Raw genomic sequence first — 22,563 nt, forward strand, 5'->3', positions numbered from 1 at the left:
ATTAGCTATATATAAAGGACTTTGAAAAAAGCATTTTAGCGAAATTCTTATTCGTTTATACCTCCATCACTCCAAATTCCGGATGAACCTAATTGGCGAGCGATCTACAACATCGCCTGCCGAAGCATCAAGGTCGATTAGTTTCTGGCATTTGCTGCTTGAATCATTTGCTGAGAAGCATATAGATATACCTCTACACGGCGATTCAGAGTCTTGCCAAGTACCGTATTGTTATCGGCCACCGGATAGTCCTCACCCAAGCCTTTAACTTCCTTGATTTGAGAAGTACGGGCCCCACTTTGCACCAAATAGTTGAACACACTTTGTGCACGCTGCAACGAAAGAGCTTGGTTTTTTGCTTTGGATTGCTCGGGGGTGCTGTTTCTCCAACCGGCATTATCGGTATATCCCATGATCGCCACATCCATATCGTTGTTGGTTTGGAGCACCTCTGCTGCAAACTTGTTGAGCGAAGCCATGGCCGAGGGAGTGAGTTGTGCATTTCCCGTGGCAAAAAGAATGCCACTGTCGAAAGTCACTTTAACGTATTTCACGCCGTTGGGGCCTTCGAGCACTTCTGCTTTGGCATTTTCCACAGCGGCTGCGGCAGCCTTGGCTTTATCCATGCGATTGCCGATATATACCCCTGCACCGGATCCGACCGCAGTTCCGATGGCAGCACCAATGGCAGTTCCTTTGCCGTCCTTACTGATGAGGTAGCCCACGAGAGAACCGAGAGCCGCACCGCCACCACCGCCGATGAGTCCGCCTTTCATTTTATTATTCCATTCGCCACAAGCGGCAAACATTAAAGATGCGCAGAGCGCAAGCACAAGAGTCTTGATCGATTTCATTTCAAATAAAAATAAATAGGTTGTTTGTGTTAGTTCTGATGTAAATCTTGCGCAAAAATACTCAATTAGACGTGAGAGGCCAAAGAAATAGGAAAAAACTTTGTATATTTGCACGTAATTAGACAAAGTGTGTAATTCCCCTTACGAGGCTACTGAATTTCTCGCCCTCAAAAGATAATTATTTTCTATAAAAAATCATGGAAAATACAGACTTCGATAAATTAGACTCCCAAGACATCAACACCATTCAAACAGACTCGAATGTGTCATCGAACGATACACTGCCCACTCCGCCCCAAAAGAAGAAAAGGAAACTATGGATTTCTTTTTTTCTCTTATTTGTGTTGGGCGTAGGAGGCGGAGTGTTGTACTATTTCTATGAACAGGAAAATGAAGCATCGGCCTATCGGATATTGGAAAACAATGAAAATATCGAAGACTACGAAACTTTTCTTCAAAAATATCCGCATAGCGATCGAGCCGAACAGGTAAAAGAACGCCTAACTACCCTTCGAGCCATGTATGCCGAATGGCAACGTTTGTCCAAAAGCGAATATGCAAAAGATTTCGAACGCTTCATAAAGAACTATCCCAACAGCATCTTGGTGAAACAATGCGAAGTCAAAATAGACTCTCTCGACTGGATCGAAGCCGTCATGGCCAACACGCCGGAAGCCATCGAAAGATACTTGCAAAAACATCCCGAAGGTCGCTATTTGGCAGAAGCCTCGGCTGCACAAGAGGCGATGCGCACAAACAAGGTTGATGACAGCGAAATCAGCCTGATAGCCGCAACTCTCGAACGCTTCTTCCAAGCCTATGCCAACAACGATGACGCTTCGCTGTGTACGTGCATAACGCCGGTCATGACCAAATTCCTCACCAAATCCAATGTCACAAAGGCCGAAGTGGTGGACATCGTGGCACGTACCTATTCGGAATACATTCGGAACTGCTCGTTTGTGCTCAACAATGATTATGTCTGTACAAAAAGCACAGCCGAAGACGGAACAATTCGCTACAAAGTAAACTTCACCGTGGATCAACACATTGATCGGGACAACGAAGGAAAAATATTCGGCTCATACACCGCTCATGCGGAACTGACCGAACAATTCAAATTATCTTCGCTCGAACTAAACGAGGTATCACGCAAAGAAAAGAGCGACTCCGCCTATGAGTAATAGGCAAAGTTTGGCAAAATCCGGTTATCGAAACATTCAACAAAATAAGAAATACCATGCTTGTAATCAACAACTTTGAAGAATTTGCTTCGCACAAGGGCGAAGTGTTGGGTATCTCCGACTGGCTCGAAATTCCGCAAGAGCGCATCAACTTGTTTGCCGACGCCACCATTGACCATCAGTGGATTCACGTGGATGAAGAAAAAGCCAAAAACGGTCCATTCGGCAAGACCATTGTTCATGGCTATCTGACCCTTTCACTCCTGCCACACTTGTGGTCTGAGATCATTCAAGTGAACAACCTCAAAATGATGGTCAACTACGGAATGGACAAAATGAAGTTCGGACAAGCCGTATTGTCGGGGCAGAGCATCCGCTTGAAAGCCATTTTGGAGGACATTGTCGACCTGAGAGGCATTTGCAAAGCCGACATCAAATTTACAATCGAGATCAAAGATCAGAAGAAACCGGCACTCACCGGAGTTGCCACATTCTTGTATCACTTCGAGCAAAAATAAATGGATTCATATCTCACGCTTTCGAGCGACGGCGAAGCTATTTATACCGAAAAACGCAGCAAGTTTTATGCTTTCGCCTTTCGTGTCAAAAGTGAGGAGGATGTTAAAACACATGTGGCGGCATTAAAGAAGAAATTCTACGATGCCCGCCACATTTGTTACGCCTATGCTTTGGGAAACGACGCCTCCACCACACGCTGCAACGACGACGGAGAGCCTGCGGGATCAGCCGGAAAACCCATTCTCGGCCAAATCCGTTCGGCAGGTGTAACATTTGTGCTCGTTGCAGTCGTTCGTTATTTCGGAGGCGTAAAACTGGGAACGGGAGGCTTGGCCACGGCCTACAAAACCGCTGCCGCAGAAGCCCTTTCGGCAACGGAAAAAGAAGAAATGATCATCACACAACGCTTCGAGTTTGAAGTGCCCTATACGGAAACCGATACGGCCATACGGTTCATTCGAAATGAAGAAGGAAACATCTCCGAAATCAACTACACCGAAACCGGCACTCGAATGACCGTAGAAATCCGATGCTCCCAAGCCGAGAATTTGCAAAAAAGGCTCTCCAAAATACACTCTCTGCAATGGGTAAACGAAGCCATGACATAAAAAACAAAAGTATGTCGCACCGTTTCCTCCATTGAAAACATGTTTTTTTTCAAAATTGGCCGTCAGCTCCAAAAGCGTTTCGAGCCAAAAGATGACTTAGGGAGATCTCCTCTCCCCAAAAGAAAAACCATGTCCATGTTTGCAAATCCGTACGCCTGCAACACGGACATGGTTCTTTTTGTTCCACTTCCAGTTTTGTTCTATCTCTTGTTTTCCTCTTTTGTCATATCCCTCAATAAATCTGCAACGACAAAAGAGCTTCCTCCCACAAAAATGGCCGAATCGGCATCAGCTTCTTCGAGAGCTTTGCGATAGGCTTCGCCGACAGACGGATACGCACGTCCGTTCAACCCCTCTCTTACAGCCTGTTCTCTGAGTAGATGAGCCGGAAGTGCGCGTTCCACAGAGGGTTGGGTGAAGTAGTAGGTAGCCTTTTGAGGCAGCAGTTCCAAAATCGGCAACAAGTCTTTATCGGCACACACGCCAAAGACGATGTGCAGCGTACTACACGGCAATTCCTTCAATTGCCGCGAAAGGTATCGCCAAGCATCTCTGTTGTGTCCCGTGTCGCAAATCACAAGTGGTGCTTGTTGCAAACACTGCCACCGTCCCGTCAGCCCCGTCAGTTGCATCACTTCGGCAAATCCCTTTCGCACACACTCTGCGGAAATTCTCTTTGTGATATGCAAAGGCAAATGGGCAATGGCAGTTAAAATCGTAGCCGTGTTTTTGACTTGACACGCACCGCCGAGAGCTGCCGCAATTTCGCCATATTCGGAAGTGTCATAACGCATTCCGCCCTCACGATTCACTTTCGTCGCAACTACCCTTCTTTCTTCTTCGGCAAAAAACAACGGTGCATTCTTTCGTTGGGCTTTTCGAAGAAACACGGTTCGTGTTTCCGGCAGCATCTCTCCAATGACCACCGGAGTATTCTCCTTGATGATGCCCGCTTTTTCCCGGGCAATCTGCGCCAAGGTCTCTCCCAAAAACTGCGTATGGTCGAGCGAGATGTTCGTGATGACACTCAATAGGGGGGAAATCACATTCGTACAGTCCAAACGCCCTCCCAACCCCACCTCTACAACGGCGACGTCTGCTTTTTCTTCTTCAAAATAGGCAAACGCCAATGCCGTTGTCAATTCAAAAAACGAAGGGTGCAACGGTTCAAAGAAAGACCTCTCTTCGGCCACAAAGCGAATCACACGCTCTTCCGAAATCGGCACGCCATTAACGCGTATCCGTTCTCGAAAATCCGCCAAGTGAGGAGAAGTGTATAAACCTACGCGAAAACCTGCGGATTGAAGAATCGCCGCCAAGGTGTGGGAAACCGACCCTTTTCCATTCGTACCTCCGACGTGTATGGTGTGATAGGAGCGATGCGGATGTCCGAAATGTTCATCGAGTTTTTTCGTCGTTGAGAGTCCTTCCTTATATGCTCCTGCCCCGACGTTTTGAAACATCGGGGCAGAGGTAAAGAGAAACTCCAAGGTTTCTTGGTAATTCATATCAGCTGAAATAAGCACGGAATGAGTTGAAGATTTTATCTTTGATACTCTTATTCGGCATCATATTTTCGGCATCTTTGAGCATTTCAAAAGCCTTTCGTTCTTCTTTCGACAGAGTTTCGGGAATGTAGACACTGATATTGATCACAATATCGCCGCGTCCATATCCATAGCCGGGAACGGCAGGCAATCCTTTGCTGCGCAGACGCATGCGAGTTCCGGGCTGTGTTCCCGATTTTATCGTTACCCGTGCTTTTCCTTCGAGGGTAGGCACTTCGACCACATCACCGAGCGTGGCCTGACCGACAGTGAGCAGAAGATTATAAATCAAGTCGTTGTCGTCGCGCACGAAATGTTCATGAGGAATTTCTTCGATCAACACTTGAATATCTCCCGCCACTCCGTTGCGTTTGGCAGCATGTCCTTTTCCGGGCGCATTGACCACCATGCCTTCGGCGACACCGGCGGGAATTTTGATCTCTACGATCTCTTCTCCCGAAACAGTACCTTCGCCGTGGCATTTCCGGCATTTGTTTTTCACAACCTTGCCTTCTCCCCGACAGGTCGGACAGGGCGTTTGTTGTTGCACCATGCCAAAAATACTGCGAACACTCCTCACCACATAGCCGCTGCCGTTGCAGGCCGAGCAAGTTTCGGGATGATGTCCTTTTTCACATCCGTTTCCTCCACACTCGTCGCAATTCACCTGCTTCTTTACTTTGAATTTCTTGGTCACACCCGTGCTGATTTCTTCGAGTGTCAGACGCGTTTTCAAACGCAGGTCGCCACCTCGGTATTGCTGCGTTTGCGCACCGCCGCCAAAGCCGCCGAATCCGCCAAAACCGCCGCCGAAGATGTCACTGAAATGAGAGAAAATGTCGTTGATATCGGTGAAGCCGCCACCGCCAAAGCCGCCGGCACCATTCAGTCCGGCTTTACCAAACTGATCGTAACGCTGACGTTTTTCGGGATCGCGCAACACTTCATAGGCCTCCGCCGCTTCTTTGAATTTCTCTTCGGCTTTGGCATCACCGGGATTTTTGTCGGGGTGATATTTCATGGCCACCTTGCGGTAAGCCTTTTTGATGTCGGCTTCGCCTGCACTTTTGTCGACACCCAGTATTTCGTAATAATCGAGATCTGCCATGGGTTAATTATGATTGGTCGACGATTGCTCGCCGTTGGGTTCTACATTCGTTTTATTCGCGTTCGGTTCAAGGCCACACTTATTGTCCCACCACCACCTTTGCATGTCTCAACACTTTATCGTTGAGCATATAGCCCGTTTGCACGCAGTCGATAATGTGGTTTTTCTTATCTTCCTCCTCTGTGGGAAAAAGCGCAACGGCTTCATGAAAATCGGTATCAAATACAGCCGCTTCCGTGTCCATTTTTTTCAAACCTTGTTGTTCAAGCGTGCGGAGCAATTTTTGGAAGATGAGGAGCAATCCTTCCTTCAAAGCCTCAACGTCGCTGTTTTCATTCATGTTGGTTTCTGCACGTTCCATATCGTCCAAGATGGGCAGCAGGCTCTCCAACACTTTTTTTCCTCCGTTCAAAATCAAATCCGTTTGCTTGGCAATGCTATGCTTTCGGAAGTTGGCAAAATCCGCTGCTTGTCGGAGCAATTTATCTTTCAGCTCGACAATTTCGGCCTCGGCCTGTGCCAATTTGTCTTCTTCTGTCAGTTCGGCAGTTTCTGCTTCTTGGATTTCTTCGGTGTTTTCCGGAGCGCAAGTTGTTTCTTCCGTTTGAGAGGGTGTCTCGTTTTTTATTTCTTCCGTTTGAGGGGTGTTCAAATCTTTTTCTTCCATGACGTTTGGTTTATTGTTTGACCCTCTTTCAGCAATTTCCATGCCAAAAGAGGGTCATCGATACCTTTCAAATGTTTTATTGAGGGTTTGATGGCTGAGCGTCTATGCCTCACCATAGAGTTTTAGACGCAGTTCTCTGATGCGCTCGTCGTGTATGTAATCTTCGTAGGTGGTAAGTTTGTCGATCATGCCGTTGGGCGTGAGTTCGATCACGCGGTTGGCCACGGTGTTGATAAACTCATGGTCATGAGAGGCAAACAAGATATTTCCTTTGTAGCCTTTCAGATTATTGTTGAAAGCCTGAATCGACTCCATGTCGAGGTGGTTGGTCGGCGTGTCGAGAATCAGGCAATTGGCATTGCGCAACTGCATTCTTGCGATCATGCAACGCATCTTTTCTCCTCCCGAAAGCACATTGACCTTTTTCATGATCTCCTCATCCTTGAAGAGCATTCTTCCGAGGAAAGCCTTGAAATAGACCTCGTTGCCTTCTCCGTATTGCGAAAGCCAATCGAGCATATTGAGTTCTGTGTCAAAAAACTCCGTGTTGTCGAGTGGCAGATAAGCCGTGGTGATCGTCACGCCCCAACTGTATGTTCCGGCCGCCGGCTCCTGATGTCCGTTGATAATCTCAAACAGAGCGGTCATGGCTCTGGGATCGTGACTGATAAAGACCACTTTTTGCTCTTTCTCGATTTGGAAACTGATATTGTCGAAAAGCACCGTTCCGTCATCGGAAACAGCTTTGAGATCCTGCACTTCGAGAATTTGGTTGCCCGGTTCGCGCTCCATTTGGAAGATGATGCCGGGATAGCGGCGCGTGGAGGGTTTGATTTCTTCGACATTGAGTTTCTCCAACATTTTTTTGCGCGATGTGGTCTGTCTGCTTTTGGCCACATTGGCAGAGAAGCGCCGAATAAACTCTTCCAACTCCTTGCGTTTTTCTTCTGCCTTTTGACGTTGGTTTTGGGCTTGTCGCAAAGCCAACTGCGAAGATTCGTACCAGAAGGAATAGTTTCCGGAGAAAAGCGTGACCTTTCCGAAATCGATGTCCACGGTGTGCGTGCATACCTGATCAAGGAAGTGTCTGTCGTGACTCACCACAAGCACCGTGTGCTCGAAGTTGCCCAAATACTCTTCCAACCATTCCACCGTTTCGAGGTCAAGGTCATTGGTAGGCTCGTCAAGGAGCAGGTTGTCGGGTTCTCCAAACAAGGCCTGTGCCAACATCACACGCACCTTTTGCTTGTTCGACAGATCTCCCATCAGTTTTCCATGCAACGCGTCTTTGATGCCCAAGCCCGAAAGCAATGTTGCCGCATCGTTTTCGGCCGTGTAGCCTCCGATCGTTGCAAATTTATCTTCCAGTTCGGCCACCTTGATGCCGTCTTCGTCCGTGAAATCCTCTTTGGCATAAAGAGCGTTTCTCTCCTGCATCACTTGCCACAACACGGTATGTCCTTGCAGCACGGTGTCGAGCACCGTTTGGTCGTCATATTTGAAGTGGTCTTGCGACAACACCGACAATCGTTCGCCGGGCCCCAATTCCACAGTTCCTTTGGACGGTTCGAGTTCACCGCTGATGGCTTTGAGCAAAGTTGATTTGCCGGCACCGTTGGCACCGATGATGCCATAAATGTTGCCATTGGTAAACTTCATGTTCACATCTTGATAAAGAACACGTTTACCAAATTGAACGGCAATATTGGAGAGAGTAATCATTTATGATAAAATAGTTTGTTCGTTTCGAGGCGCAAAGATACGTTTTTTTTTGATTTTGAGCGAAGAAAGCTCTGACTAAGGGCACTACACGAACAAAACAAGAGGTGAAATGTCACTTCGACCGACAAGATGAGAAATTTGTTTTTGCCGTGACATTTCATTATTCAACGCGTCCGAAATCCAATCAAGAGGCAAGAAAGACCAACTTCCCTCTGAGGCAGAAATTTCTATCTCTGAGGTAGTTTTTGTTAGCTCCAAGAGAAGAAGGTCCTTCTCCTGCCGAAGCGAAGAAGCCGCGTTTCTCGCACGCGCGCGCGTTTCCCTTGTGATTAGTTTTTGCTTTCACTGCCTTCGCAAAACAAAACAAACCACTGAATATCAATTCGTTTCCAGCGAAGGCAAGTGAAGGCAAAACAAAATCGTCTTTTCCAATCCACTGTAAATCAATATATTGATTTGTCTTTTTGCTTTCACACCCTTGAAAAAGGGTGATATTTCGCACCAAGTTGGTGAAAGCAGGTGAAAGCAAACCATAGGTTTTGCCTTCACCGTATCAATACTGATTTTCAGATACTTACAATATCTCCAAAAAGTTTTCCTTCACTTGCCTTCGCAAGAAACTCACTGACAATCAAAAAGAAAGACGTTTTAGCGGAGGCAAAACGGCAAAAACAAAAAATAGGGGAAAGAAAACGGCAAAAAAGGGCGGTTTCATCGAAACAGCAACGGAAGCGGAAGACGGAGTGCAAAATCGAAAGTTACGGTTTCAAAAGAAATCCGTTTTTTTGTGAGAAAAGCATAGCATAACTTGCTCAGGCAGATGCGTAGCAAACGATGAGCTTCCGTTCATTTCATTCACGTCAGAAAGAAGTATTCTTGACCAACTTTCCGACAAGAATCTCAATATACAAATCACTGCCGAAAATTCTTATATTTCTCCCCAAAACTCCTCATAAAATTTCTGACACGAGAAAGTTCATCGGTTTTTGGGCTGTAATCGTTACAATTTTTGGAAAATCTTTGGAAGATTTGGAAGCGTGCATTATTTTTGTAGGGTGAAACACTTTTTAATGTAGTTTCAGCAGATGTTTTCTTCATGAAATTTCTGCCTTCCCTTTCGTAAACAAAGACGCACCACATTTTTCAAATCATGACCGCTTCTATCAGAAATGCCATTCGTTTTTATGTCGAAGGTTTCAAGAGCATGACTTGGGGACGCACCCTTTGGTTGATCATCCTCATCAAACTCTTCGTCATGTTCGGCATCCTTCGGGTGTTTTTCTTTCAACCCACACTCAAAGGCTCTCCCGAAGACAAACAGCTCCAAGTGGCCACCGAACTCGCAAATCCATAAAATTAAAATTCTTACCAATATGATGTTTCTCAACGCAATTGACCCCGCTGTGCTCGACTGGTCGAGAGCACAGTTTGCCCTCACAGCCGGCTATCACTGGCTTTTTGTTCCGCTCACCCTCGGTCTGTCGGTGGTGATGGCCATCATGGAAACCATCTACTATCGCACGGGGGACGAGTTTTGGAAAACCACTGCCAAATTCTGGCAAAAACTCTTCGGCATCAACTTCGCCATCGGCGTGGCCACTGGGCTGATTTTGGAGTTTCAGTTTGGCACGAATTGGAGCAACTACTCTTGGTTTGTGGGCGACATTTTCGGTGCTCCGCTCGCCATTGAGGGTATTTTGGCCTTTTTCATGGAGTCTACGTTTATCGCCGTGATGTTCTTCGGTTGGAACAAGGTGAGCCGTGGTTTCCACCTCGCTTCGACATGGCTCACCGGCATGGGTGCCACTCTTTCGGCATGGTGGATTCTCGTGGCCAACAGTTGGATGCAACACCCTATCGGTATGGATTTCAACCCCGACACCGTACGCAATGAGATGATGGACTTCTTTGCCGTGGCCTTCCAACCTTTCGCCGTACACAAGTTTTTCCACACCGTTTCGAGTGCCTGGCTTTTGGGCGCAGTGTTTGTGGTGGGTGTGAGCTGCTGGTATCTGCTTCGCAACCGCAACGTGAAAATGGCTACACAAAGCATTAAAGTTGCGGCCATTACCGGACTCATTTCCACTGCTATTACCGCTTTTACCGGCGACCAAAGCGGCATCGACATCGCTCGCCATCAGCCCATGAAGCTGGCCGCTGCCGAAGGACTGATCGACGGAAGCAAACAAGCACCTTTCTCCATAGTGCCCGGCGTGGAAGTGCCCGGCGTGCTCTCCATTCTCGCCACCCACGACCTCGACGGCTACGTGCCCGGCATCAACTGCATTCTCTACAACGGCTATACCGACCCCAACGGCAACCAAGTAGAGCCGGCCACGGCCAAAATGGAAAAAGGAAAAATGGCTCTCGCCGCTTTCAAGGAATATCGCCGCACACGCGACAGCCAACCCGAAAAAGCCCAAGCCGCACTTGCCAAATTTCAGGAGAACAAGGCCTATTTCGGCTATGGCTACATTCAAAAACCGGAAGATCTCATTCCCCCCATCGCTCTGACCTATTGGCCTTTCCGCATCATGGTCTTCTCTGCCGGAGTGCTTGGCCTTGTCCTGTTGCTCCTTTGGTGGTTTGAGCGCAAAGGACAACTATTGCGCCACCGTTGGCTGTTGCACGCCGGCATGTGGAGCGTGTTGCTTGCTTACCTCGCCAGCCAATCGGGTTGGATTGTGGCAGAAGTCGGACGTCAGCCTTGGGCTATTCAAGACCTCCTGCCTGTCAATGCCGCAGTTTCCAAACTCAGCGTGACGAGTGTTCAAACCACGTTCTTCCTTTTCCTCATCATCTTCACCGCACTGCTCATTGCCGAAATCCGCATCATGACCAATGCCATTCGCAAACACGTTCAAGAATAAACCTCAAAAACATTAGCACTATGATAACCTACGAATTTTTGCAACAATATTGGTGGTGCCTCGTCAGTCTGCTCGGTGCCTTGGTCGTGTTTCTCATGTTTGTGCAAGGAGCCAACAGCCAAATCTTCACACTCGGAAAAAACGAAGAGGAACGCCGGCTCATCATCAACTCCACCGGTCGCAAGTGGGAGTTCACGTTCACTACGCTCGTCACTTTCGGCGGTGCTTTCTTTGCCTCTTTTCCTTTGTTTTACAGCACCAGTTTCAGCGGAGCCTATTGGGTGTGGATGCTCATCCTTTTCAGTTTCGTGCTGCAAGCCGTGAGCTATGAGTTCCAATCGAAACTCGGCAACGTCCTTGGCACCAACACCTACCGCTGGTTTCTCGTCATCAACGGCATTCTCGGCCCCGTACTCATCGGCACGGCCGTCGGCACGTTCTTTCATGGTGCCAATTTCATCGTAAACAAAGACGTGATGGGCGACAGCCTCGCCACCGCAATCAGTCAGTGGAGCACGCCGTGGCACGGCCTCGAAGCCGTGGCCAACCCTTGGAACGTGGTACTCGGACTGGTCGTGTTTTTTCTTTGCCGCGTGTTGGGCAGTCTGTATATGCTCAACAACATTGACGACGCCATACTCCAACCTCGTTTGCGCCGTCAGGTCTTGACCGACACCGTTCCCTTCCTCGTGCTCTTCCTCGCCTTTGTCGGCCACCTCTTGTTCATGGAGGGTTGGAGCGTAGATCCGATTACGGGTGTCGTAAGCATGGAGGCTCACAAGTATCTCGCCAACCTCTTGGCACTTCCCGCCGTTTCGGTTCTCTTCTTGGTCGGAGTGTTGCTCGTGCTTTTCGGCATCGTCCGCACCCTCCTTTCTCCCACCTTTTTGCGCGGCATTTGGTTTTCGGGCATCGGCACGGTGCTGACCGTTTGGGCATTGCTCATGCTCGTCGGCTACAACAACACCCCCTACTACCCTTCGCTGACCGATCCGCAAAGCTCCCTCACGCTGGCCAACAGCTGTTCGAGCGAGTTTACGCTGATGGCCATGAGCATCGTTTCGCTCATCATTCCCTTTGTGTTGGCCTACATCTTCTACGCATGGCGATCCATAGATTTACAAGGCATCACGCGCAAAGAACTCGAAGAAAGCGAGCACAAATACTAAATTCTTTTTCATTTTACAGATTTGCCCCGACCGTGGAAGCTCCGGTTTCTCGTGTCGGGGCAAAGTCTTTTTCACGCCGATTTCTTTTTCCGTCAAACGGTTCTGCACGTTTCCACAAGCATTTCCGACAAAACATCTGCCCGATCATTTTTCTTTCTTGCCATTCCTTGATTTTGTGCGCACACTTTCAATCATTTTGAAGCCTCGTTTTTATCTTTTTTCGTACCTTTGCAACACGTTCGGCTGCAACGCCGTTTTTTCACTACATTCACAAAGCTAAACAGTCATGGGAGGTTTTTTCGGCACGGCATCGCGTGTGCCCTGCATCACCGATTTGTTCTACGGCACCGACTACAATTCCCACCTCGGCACACGTCGCGGCGGTTTGGCCACCTACTGCCGGGAAAAAGGTTTTTTGCGCAGCATCCACAGTTTGGAGAGCACCTATTTCCGCACCAAGTTTGAAAGCAATCTGGACAAGTTTGTAGGCAATTCGGGCATCGGCATCATCAGCGACACCGATGCGCAGCCGCTTTTGATGAACTCCCATTTGGGCAGGTTTGCCATCGTCACCGTTGCCAAAATCAACAATCTCGAAGCCTTGGCCGAACGTCTTTTGGCAAAAGGACTGCCGCTGTCCGAGTTCAGTTCGGGGCGCATCAATCCCACCGAAATCATCTCGCTGCTCATCATCGGCGGAAAAGACTTTGTGGAAGGCATCGAAAACGTGTTTCGCGAAGTGAGAGGTTCTTGTTCACTGCTCTTGCTCACGGAAGACGGCATCATCGCCGCTCGCGACTCGTGGGGGCGAACGCCCATTGTTATCGGGCGCAAAGACGGAGCTTATGCCGCAGCCTCCGAAAGCACTTCTTTCCCCAACTTGGGCTACGAAATCGACCGCTATCTCGGCCCCGGAGAAATTGTACATCTTCGCCACGACCGCATCTGCCAACTCCGCCGCCCCAACAAGGCCATGCAGGTGTGCTCCTTTCTGTGGGTTTACTATGGTTTTCCCACGTCTTCTTATGAAGGGCGCAATGTTGAAGACATGCGTTTTGCCTGCGGAAAAGCCATGGGAGAGAGCGATCCGACCGAAGTGGACTGCGCCTGCGGCATTCCCGACAGCGGCATCGGCATGGCCTTGGGGTATGCCGCCGGACACAACGTGCCCTATCAGCGCGCCATTTCCAAATACACCCCCACGTGGCCGCGTTCTTTCACGCCGCCCAATCAAAGCATGCGCAGTCTTGTGGCCAAAATGAAACTCATCGCCAATCGGGAGATGCTCGCCGGCAAGCGCGTGCTCTTTTGCGACGACAGCATCGTGCGCGGCACGCAACTGCGCGACAACACCGCCATTCTTCACGAATACGGAGCCAAAGAGGTGCACATGCGCATCGCCTGTCCGCCACTCATCTACGGATGTCCGTTCATCGGTTTCACCTCCTCAAAAAGCGATTTGGAACTCATCACGCGGCGACTCATCGGTGAGTTTGAGGGCGACCCCAACCGTAATTTGGAACGCTATGCCACAACCGGTTCGCCCGAATACAAACGCATGGTCGGCGAGATTGCCCGAAGGCTCAACCTCGACAGCTTGAAATTTTCCACCATCGAAGACCTCATCGCCAGCATCGGACTGCCCAAATGCAAGGTCTGCACCCACTGTTTCGACGGCTCCTCAACACACACGCTCGAACAGCCCAATCTCGACAACACCCCATAGCCTCTGCACTCGCGGCGACGTCCCCTCTCGTTCGCAAGACACCGGCGAAGTGCTCTCGAAGAAACATTCGTTTTTGTTCGTTTCCCGATCTTCGGGATGAGTCTTCGCGGAAGCTCATCCCGAAGATTTTCGTATTCCCCCCAAGAGGAAAAACACTCATTTTGGGCAAAACACACATCGGAAACGCACATTTCACCACGCCAAACAATAAAAAAGGCCTCTCTGCGTTAAAAAATATATGCACACACGCAAAGGCCGTATCATCAACCGGCCGCGATTATCGCAACCGACGAGGATGAAACACGGCATCGTGCCCGACGGCAAGTGCCCTCGCCCATCGACAACAGACAAAGACACATGATAGCATACATCAAAGGCGTCATCGCCGAACTCTCTCCCACCGAAGTCATCATCGAAACCGCCGGCGTGGGCTATCGCCTCGCCATTTCGCTCAACACCTTTTCGGCATTGCAAGGCAAGGAAACCGCAAAGGTTTATGTGACCGAAATCATTCGCGAAGACGCATACGACCTCTTCGGGTTCTCCTCCAAACAAGAGCGCACCTTGTTTGCCGCTCTCACCTCGGTCAACGGCATCGGCGGAGCTACGGCACGCATGGTGCTTTCGGCCTTCACGCCGGCAGAATTGGCCGACGTCATTCAAAGCGAACAGACCTCCATGCTCAAAAGCGTGAAGGGCATAGGCCCGAAAGCCGCAGCACGCATCGTGCTCGACCTGAAAGATAAAATCGCAGCCCTCCTTTCCGACGGCAGCATTGACGTATCTCCTTCGGCAGGCGGAGGCATCGCCACGGCCGACAAACAAACGGCCGAAGAGGCCATTTCGGCTCTTTCCATTCTCGGTTTTCCGCCCCCTACGGTGCGCAAAGTGGTGTCCGCCATTCTCAAAGAAGAACCGGGCTTGGATGTACAGCAAATCATCAAACGCGGTCTGAAACAAATCAAATAACCCGGTGTTCGCATCCGGCATTCTCCATAGTTTTCCATTCACTTGAAACGACATTTCTCCTTTCGGCTCATGGGCTGGGTGGCACTGCTCGGTGTCACCGCCTTTGCCGCAACCTCACGCCCAATCGCCAATCGCCCTCTCTCTGCCACGCCCTCTGCCACAACGCTCGCAACAACGGCTACGGAAGAGAGAGATACTATCGTGCCCTTTCGAGTGCGCCCCACTGTGACGAAGCGCGCCAACGAGGTGCGACGTTCCGGCGACCTCAAAGACCCCGAAAATCTGAAAACGGGATTGGTGTATGACGAAGAAAGCGGCATCTACAAATATGGCACACGCATGGGCGAAGAGTTCCTCTACGTCCCTTTCTTCATGGGCGATGACGAAGTTTTGAAAATGGGGGTCAGGCAGTCGATGCGCGACTATTTCAAACGACGTAACCACGAAGAATTTACAGCCAAGGGAAAAGAGAAATTCGACTTTTCGGACATGAAGTTTGAACTCGGGCCGGCCGAAAAGATATTCGGCCCCGGCGGCGTTCGTGTCAAGACGCAGGGAAGCGCGGAACTGAAAATCGGAGCCAACCACCGCTTCACTGACAACCCCTCGCTCTCCGAACGCAATCGCAGCGTATTCGGATTTGATTTCAACGAAAAGGTAAACCTTTCGCTCAACGGAAAAGTGGGCGACAAGGTCAATATGGACTTCAACTACAACTCCGAAGCCACCTTCAACTTCGACGCACAAAGTCTAAAACTTCGCTATGAAGGCAAAGAGGACGAAATCATCAAACTCGTTGAAGCCGGCAACGTGTCGATGCCCACCAACTCCTCGCTCATCCGAGGAGCACAAAGTCTATTCGGCGTGCGCACCGATATGCAGTTTGGCAAGCTCAAACTCCAAACAATGGTGGCGCAAAAAAAGTCGTCGGCACAAAGCGTGCAGTCCAAAGGTGGCGTGCAGCTGACAGATTTTGAGTTTTCGGCCTCCGACTACGACGAAAACCGCCACTTTTTCCTCGCTCATTACTTTCGAGATAATTATGACCGCTGGATGACACAGCTCCCCACCATTCTTTCGGGGGTGACGATCAATCGTGTCGAGGTGTGGGTGTCCAACAAGACCGGTGCCACCACCAACACCCGAAACCTCATCGCACTCACCGACCTTGGGGAATACAAGCACCGCAACCCAAAACTGTGGAGCCAAGGCAGCGAAGAGGTTCCTGCCAACAATGCCAACTCCGCTTATGACGCCCTCTCCCAACTACTGGGTGAGGGACGCGACGTTTCGCAAGCCTTCTCTCTTCTGCAAGGTGCGGGGCTCGAAGGCGGAGAAGATTTCGAGAAGTTGGAAAATGCCCGTCTGCTCTCGTCGTCGGAATATCGCCTCAACAGTGCACTCGGCTACTTGTCCCTGCGCTCCACTCTCCAAACGGATCAGGTCTTGGCCGTAGCCTACGAATACACCTACCGGGGTAAGACCTATCAAGTGGGGGAATTTTCTACAGACCGCAAAGACAACACGCAGGCACTGCTCGTCAAAACACTGAAAAACACGGCCTGCACGCCGCGCATGGGCAACTGGGATCTGATGATGCGCAACGTCTATGCTCTCGGAGCAAGTTCGGTGCAATCGGAGCGTTTCCGCCTCGACATCAAATACCTGTCCGACACTTCGGGGGTGTATCTGTCTTATTTGCCCGAACCGACACTGAAAAACAAAAAGCTCCTTTCGCAAATGGGGTTGGATGAGCTGGACAACAACAATAAACGATTTCCCAACGGATACTTCGACTTTGTGGAAGGCTACACCATAGACTCCAACACCGGCCGAATTTTCTTTCCCGTGGTCGAGCCTTTCGGCGCTCATCTGGAAAAAATCATCGGCAACCCCGATGTGGCACGACGCTATGCTTACACCGAACTATACGACTCCACACGCACCATTGCCAAACAAATCGCCGAACATAACAAGTATGTACTCGCCGGACAATACAAAGCAACAAAAAACGATGAAATCCAACTCGGCGCGAGCAACATTCCCCACGGCAGTGTCGTCGTAACGGCCGGCGGACAGCTCCTCACAGAGGGTTCGGACTATTCGGTCGATTATAGTTCGGGCATTGTCAAAATTCTCAACAAAAGCATTCTCGACGCAGGCACTCCCATCAGCTGTTCGCTCGAAAGCAACACCGACTACGGCATGCAGCGCAAAACGATGGTCGGGTTGAACTTCCAATACGATTTCTCCAAGGAATTTCAATTCGGCGGAACATTGCTGCATTTGGACGAACAACCGCTCACCAACAAAGTACCCATGGGCAGCGAACCGCTCAACAACACCATTTGGGGACTAAACCTCTCGTGGAAGAAACAAAGCCAAGGACTTACCAACTTGTTAAACCGTGTGCCCTTCATTCAATGCAGTGCCCCTTCACAAATCAATTTCACGGCCGAAGTTGCACAACTCATCGCCGGAAAGAGCACGGGAGCGCAAGGCAACGCTTCTTATGTGGACGACTTTGAAAACTCGAAATCCGTCATCGACATCTCTCAACCGCAGGCTTGGATGCTGTCATCGACTCCTGCCATGTTTCCGGAATCGAAACTCTCCAACGACGTCCGCTACGGATATAATCGTGCCTTGATGGCATGGTATTTCATCGATCCCATATTCACACGCCGCAGCTCCTCGCTCACGCCGGGCTATATCAAAACAGACCTCAAACAACTCTCCGATCCTCGCGTGAGAGAGGTGTATATGTCCGACCTCTATCCCAACAAGAGCATCAACTACAAGGAGGCCTCTACCCTCTCGGTGCTCAATCTTGCGTTCTATCCCAACGAGCGCGGTCCTTATAACCTCGACCCTGCACTCGACCGCGATGGGCGTCTGAGCAACCCACGACAAAGGTGGGGCGGCATGATGCGCCGCATCGAAACATCAGATTTTGAAGCAGCCAACATTGAGTATGTCGAATTTTGGATGATGGATCCTTTCACCGCCCACAACGGACAAATGCCGACTCACACAGGAGATTTGTATCTCAACCTCGGAGAAATTTCGGAAGATATTCTCAAAGATGGCAAAAAATACTACGAAAGCGGCCTGCCCACCGACGGCAATGCCTCACACTATGCCGAAACCGCTTGGGGACGTGTACCGACACAAAGCTCCGTGACCTATGCCTTCAACACCTCCTCCGGAAGTCGCCGCCGTCAAGACGTGGGTTTCAACGGCCTCACCTCCGAGGAAGAACGTACCTATGGCGTTTATGCCGACTATTTGGCCAAGGTGCGCGGAGTAGTGCGCCCGGAGGTTTACGACTCCATTTTTCAAAATCCTTCGGCCGACAAATATCACTACTTCCGAGGTCGCGACTGGGACGAACGACATACTTCGATTCTCGACAGATACAAATACATCAATCACCCCAACGGCAACTCCGTTGCGGCAGAAGACAGTCCCGAAAGCTATTCCACGGCCTACAAAACCACCCCCGACGCCGAAGACATCAATCAAGACTACACGCTCAACGAATACGAAAAATACTATCAATATCGCATTCGCATCTCCCCCGAAGCCATGACCGTGGGGCAGAACTACATCGTAGACAAACGAGTAACTTACCCGAAAACACGCGACGGCTCAACTTCCGAAACCAAATGGTATCTTTTCCGCATTCCGTTGAGCGAATACGAACGCCGCGAAGGCAATATCAACGACTTTTCTTCCATTCGCTTCATGCGTATGTTCATGACGGGCTTTGACCAACCCGTCGTGTTGCGCTTTGCTACGCTCAATCTCGTGCGCGGCGAATGGCGAAGCTACGAACAGGCGCTCTATTCCGGCAAACTGCCCGATGCCTCCGGAACGTTGGCCGTGAGTGCCGTGAACTTTGAAGAAAACAATGAGAAAACACCCGTAAACTACCTCCTTCCCCCCGGCATCAGCCGTGCCATAGAGCCGGGGCAGGAACAGGTGCTTCAAAACAACGAACAAGCCCTCGCTCTCACCATTAAGAACTTGGCGAGCGGCGACGCAAGAGCCGTGTATAAAAACACTACGCTCGACCTCCGTCGCTACAAACACCTGCAACTTTTTGTGCATGCCAACGCATTGCCCGGCGACAACGATCTCGAAAACGGTCAGATGAGCCTTTTTCTACGATTGGGATCGGACTACAAGAACAACTTCTACGAATACGAAATACCGCTCACCATCACACCCGAAGGCATGTATGCCGGCACATCTGGACAGCGCGCCGTTTGGCCGGAAGACAACATGATCGACATTGACCTCTCGCTGCTCACCGGTGTGAAGAAAAATCGCAATCATCAGAAGTCGCTCGGTCTGATCGGCTTCAACAAGCTATACAGCGAGTATGATCGCAATCGCCCCAAGAACAAAATCAGCGTGCTCGGCAACCCTTCGCTCGGCGAAGTGCATACCGTTATGATCGGTGTGCGCAACAATTCGCGCGCCGTCAAGAGCGTGGAAATATGGGCAAACGAATTGCGCCTGCAAGAATTTGCCAACAAAGGAGGTTGGGGAGCACAAAGCAGTCTGAACCTGCAATTGTCCGATTTGGCCTCGATGAACCTCAGCGGACATCTCGAAACCAATGGCTTCGGCGGATTGGAAGAAACCGTCAGCCGACGGCGCGACAATGACCTCTACCAATATTCCGTCACCACCAATTTCGAAGTGGGAAAACTCCTGCCCGAAAAAGTCAAACTCAACGCCCCCGTATACTACTCTTACTCCAAGGAGCACATCGTGCCTCGCTACAATCCGCTTGACACCGACATGAGCATGAAGGAAGCTCTCGACGGCCTCACCACCAAAGCCCAACGCGACTCCCTGCGCAATATTACCGACAAAGTCGTGGTCAATCGCAACTTCTCCGTTTCCGGCTTGCGCTTCAACCGAAAAACAAAAGGCTTCCCCATGCCCTACGATTTAGGCAACTTCACCTTTGGATATGCCCACTCCTTGCGGCACTCCACGGGAGAAACCACCGCATGGGAACGTGACGAGCACTGGAAATTCAACTTTGCCTATACTTATTCCACTCCTTCCAAGCCTTTCGAACCTTTCAAAAAAATCATCGATGCCAAGAAAAAATGGTTCCGTCTATTCAGAGAATTCAATATCAACTACTTACCACAAAGTATTACCTTCAACTCCGACATCACGCGCAACTACTACGAACTTCAAGAACGCGACATCCGGCAACCCGACAACAATGCGTTGCCGCTGAGCTTCTCCTCAGATTTCTTGTGGAACCGTGCCTTTCAGCTTCGTTGGGATCCGACGCGTATGATCCACTTCAACTTCTCTTCCGGCACCAATGCCGAGATCGAGCAACCCCGTGTGGCGGTAAACAAAGACTTGTTTCCCGACGAATACGCCGTTTGGAAAGATTCCGTCATCCACTCCATTCGCGAACTCGGCCGACCACTCACTTACCGACAAACGGCCGACCTTTCTTGGGATTTGCCGCTTAACAAAATACCGGCACTCGAATGGATCACAGCCGATGCCAAGTATAACTCAACTTACAATTGGACACGCGGTGCCGAACTCAGTTCGGGCATGGCTATGGGACACACCATCGCCAATCAACGCAATCTGAGTGCCAATGCGCGCCTCAATTTCGAAACGCTCTACAATTTCATTCCTTTCCTCAAAAAAGTAAATCGAAAGTTTTCGATGTCGTCGGCGCGAAACGGCATGAAAGAAGAAAAGAAGAAATACGAAAAAGAAATACACCTCAAAGCCGACACCACAACCATCGTGCCCCACAACCAACGGTCAAAACGCCTCCGTGTGACCGCTATCCGTCCCGACGGCACGCGCTATCCCATTCGTTTCAAAGTGCTCGACATCAACCGCATCGAGGTGCTCAATCGCGACAGTATCTCTTTGAAAATCGTGGTTACGCCGCGCAAAAAAATGGAGGAACAAACATGGTATAAAGCCACCGAATATGCCACGCGCGGCCTCATGATGGTGCGCAACATCAACATCTCCTATCGCAACACCTTCAACTTGTCGTTGCCCGGTTTCCTCCCCGAAATCGGCGACTTCTTCGGACAGTCGCGCCGCGGTCTGTTCCTGTCGCCCGGCCTCGATTTCGCTTTCGCCACGACCGACGAGCACTACATCGACCGAGCCGCCGACAGAGGCTGGCTGCTCATGACCGACAGCATCATCACCCCTGCCACGAGCAACTACACCGAAGACTTACAAATCCGTGCCACAATCGAACCGATACGCGACTTGAAATTCAACCTCAACCTCTCGCGCAACAACAATCGGGTAAAAAGCATACAATATATGTTTGAGGGTCGCCCCACCACGCAAACCGGCTCGTTCACCATGACCACCCTCTCGATCGGCACAGCTTTCGCCTCATCGGGAAATGCCGACAACGGCTATCGCAACGCCACGTTCGATCGCTTCCTCCGACTGCTCGACGACTGCCGCGACCGCGTCGAACAACGATACACAGGCGCACACTATCCCGTCGGTTCGGGAGATCTCGCCGGACAGCCCTATGACCCGAAAAACGGAAGCGTAGACAAATATTCGAGCAACGTGATGATCCCGGCTTTCCTCAGTGCCTACGCCGGCGGAGGTTCGAGCCTCGACATATTCCCGGCTATCACGCGCCTCCTCCCCAATTGGGCACTCACCTACGGCGGCCTGTCTTCGTTACCGGCTTTCAAACAGTGGTTCAGATCTTTCAACCTCAACCACGGCTACAAAAGCATTTACAATGTCGGCAGCTACAACACCTTCCAATCCTATCGCGAATCCATGGACGGCATCGGCTTCGTAAACAATGTCAGCAGCGGCCTGCCCACTCCTTCGTCAATGTACGACATATCCACCGTGAGCATCAACGAGAGTTTCTCTCCTCTTCTCGGCATCGACATGACATTTCACAACAACCTCACCGCAAAACTCGAATATCGCAAAACCCGCGTCCTCACGCTGTCGATGACCTCGCAGCAAATCACCGAAACGCACTCCGACGACATCGTTTTCGGCGCAGGCTATCGCATCAGCAACTTCAACCCCTTCTCCGGCAGTTCGGGAGCGAAAAAAACGACCCGTTCGTCGCCTCGCGGCAAGTCCAGATCAAACGACAACAACAATCGTTCAAACAGCTCACGCGGTTTTGCCAACAGCCTCAACCTCCGTTTCGACATCTCTCTGCGTGACCAAAGTTCACTGCAACGCAACATCCTCACCACCCTCTCTCAGGCCACGGGAGGCAATCACGCCGTGCAGATTTCTTTCTCGGCAGACTACACCGTTTCCAAGTTCCTCACGCTCTCGGCCTACTATGACCGACAGGTGAACCGCCCCCTGCTCACCTCTTCGTCTTACCCGACAACGACGCAAGACTTCGGCATCAATCTCAAATTTCAACTCACAAGATAATTTCGACGTATAAAAACGGCCAACTTCCGCTGCGGAAACAGCCAACCTTACACGCGAAAATCTAACTAACGAGTAGAACAAACTAAGTAACGAGTAGAAAATTCTACTCGTTACTTAGATTTTGGCGGATACCGCAGCCGTTTTTTCTACTTTCTCTCCGAC

15 protein-coding genes are annotated in these 22,563 nt (G+C 50.2%); 9 read left to right on the plus strand and 6 right to left on the minus strand.

All coding sequences use genetic code 11. From position 1 onward, the window contains the following. Positions 1–137: 137 nt before the first annotated feature. Positions 138–854 (minus strand): OmpA family protein, encoded by a 717-nt coding sequence (locus EII14_RS06865; RefSeq protein ID WP_124931808.1) that lies wholly within the window; start codon positions 852–854, stop codon positions 138–140. A gap of 197 nt (positions 855–1,051) precedes the next feature. On the opposite strand from EII14_RS06865, the gene EII14_RS06870 reads away from it, so the two are divergent. The 3 genes from EII14_RS06870 to EII14_RS06880 are packed head-to-tail and all read left to right on the plus strand — an operon-like array spanning position 1,052 to position 3,165. Continuing rightward, on the plus strand, positions 1,052–2,038 hold the full coding sequence (locus EII14_RS06870; RefSeq protein WP_124931809.1) for a hypothetical protein: 987 nt from the start codon (positions 1,052–1,054) through the stop codon (positions 2,036–2,038). A 56-nt stretch (positions 2,039–2,094) separates the two neighbouring features. Then, the gene (locus EII14_RS06875; RefSeq protein WP_124931810.1) at positions 2,095–2,556 is read left to right on the plus strand and encodes a MaoC family dehydratase; all 462 of its coding nucleotides are present in this window, start codon (positions 2,095–2,097) and stop codon (positions 2,554–2,556) included. Next, positions 2,557–3,165, plus strand: a complete 609-nt coding sequence (locus tag EII14_RS06880; RefSeq protein ID WP_124931811.1) for a YigZ family protein — start codon at positions 2,557–2,559, stop codon at positions 3,163–3,165. Between the two features lie 200 nt (positions 3,166–3,365). Here the strand turns inward: EII14_RS06880 and EII14_RS06885 are convergent, their stop codons facing one another. The 5 genes from EII14_RS06885 to EII14_RS06905 form a co-directional block, all read right to left on the minus strand. Then, positions 3,366–4,673, minus strand: a complete 1,308-nt coding sequence (locus EII14_RS06885) for a folylpolyglutamate synthase/dihydrofolate synthase family protein (RefSeq protein WP_124931812.1) — start codon at positions 4,671–4,673, stop codon at positions 3,366–3,368. Position 4,674: 1 nt separating this feature from the next. After that, the gene (gene dnaJ / locus EII14_RS06890) at positions 4,675–5,820 is read right to left on the minus strand and encodes a molecular chaperone DnaJ (RefSeq protein ID WP_124931813.1); all 1,146 of its coding nucleotides are present in this window, start codon (positions 5,818–5,820) and stop codon (positions 4,675–4,677) included. Between the two features lie 79 nt (positions 5,821–5,899). After that, a complete protein-coding gene (locus EII14_RS06895; protein WP_124931814.1) occupies positions 5,900–6,487 on the minus strand; it encodes a nucleotide exchange factor GrpE in 588 nt (195 codons plus the stop codon). A gap of 102 nt (positions 6,488–6,589) precedes the next feature. Then, positions 6,590–8,209, minus strand: coding sequence for an ABC-F family ATP-binding cassette domain-containing protein (locus tag EII14_RS06900; RefSeq protein WP_124931815.1), 1,620 nt, complete (start codon positions 8,207–8,209; stop codon positions 6,590–6,592). Between the two features lie 184 nt (positions 8,210–8,393). After that, positions 8,394–8,738 carry a hypothetical protein gene (locus EII14_RS06905; protein WP_124931816.1) on the minus strand — a complete coding sequence of 115 codons (345 nt, stop codon included), beginning with the start codon at positions 8,736–8,738 and terminating at the stop codon, positions 8,394–8,396. A 621-nt stretch (positions 8,739–9,359) separates the two neighbouring features. Between EII14_RS06905 and EII14_RS06910 the strand changes: the two genes are divergently transcribed. The 6 genes from EII14_RS06910 to sprA all read left to right on the plus strand — a co-directional run bounded on the left by EII14_RS06910 (position 9,360) and on the right by sprA (position 22,401). After that, entirely contained in the window at positions 9,360–9,563 is a 204-nt protein-coding gene (locus EII14_RS06910) for a DUF4492 domain-containing protein (protein WP_124931817.1), read from the plus strand. 22 nt (positions 9,564–9,585) lie between these two features. Further along, a complete protein-coding gene (locus tag EII14_RS06915) occupies positions 9,586–11,079 on the plus strand; it encodes a cytochrome ubiquinol oxidase subunit I (protein WP_124931831.1) in 1,494 nt (497 codons plus the stop codon). Positions 11,080–11,099: 20 nt separating this feature from the next. Next, complete coding sequence (cydB, locus tag EII14_RS06920) at positions 11,100–12,248, plus strand: cytochrome d ubiquinol oxidase subunit II (RefSeq protein WP_199733883.1); 1,149 nt, start codon at positions 11,100–11,102, stop codon at positions 12,246–12,248. Between the two features lie 286 nt (positions 12,249–12,534). Next, a complete protein-coding gene (locus tag EII14_RS06925; RefSeq protein ID WP_124931818.1) occupies positions 12,535–13,974 on the plus strand; it encodes an amidophosphoribosyltransferase in 1,440 nt (479 codons plus the stop codon). A gap of 357 nt (positions 13,975–14,331) precedes the next feature. Continuing rightward, positions 14,332–14,943 (plus strand): Holliday junction branch migration protein RuvA, encoded by a 612-nt coding sequence (gene ruvA, locus EII14_RS06930; protein WP_124931819.1) that lies wholly within the window; start codon positions 14,332–14,334, stop codon positions 14,941–14,943. A gap of 69 nt (positions 14,944–15,012) precedes the next feature. Continuing rightward, the gene (gene sprA, locus EII14_RS06935) at positions 15,013–22,401 is read left to right on the plus strand and encodes a cell surface protein SprA (protein ID WP_124931833.1); all 7,389 of its coding nucleotides are present in this window, start codon (positions 15,013–15,015) and stop codon (positions 22,399–22,401) included. Positions 22,402–22,563: the final 162 nt, after the last annotated feature.

The sequence above is a fragment of the Alloprevotella sp. OH1205_COT-284 genome (genome assembly GCF_003859795.1).
Classification (GTDB): Bacteria; Bacteroidota; Bacteroidia; order Bacteroidales; family Bacteroidaceae; genus Alloprevotella.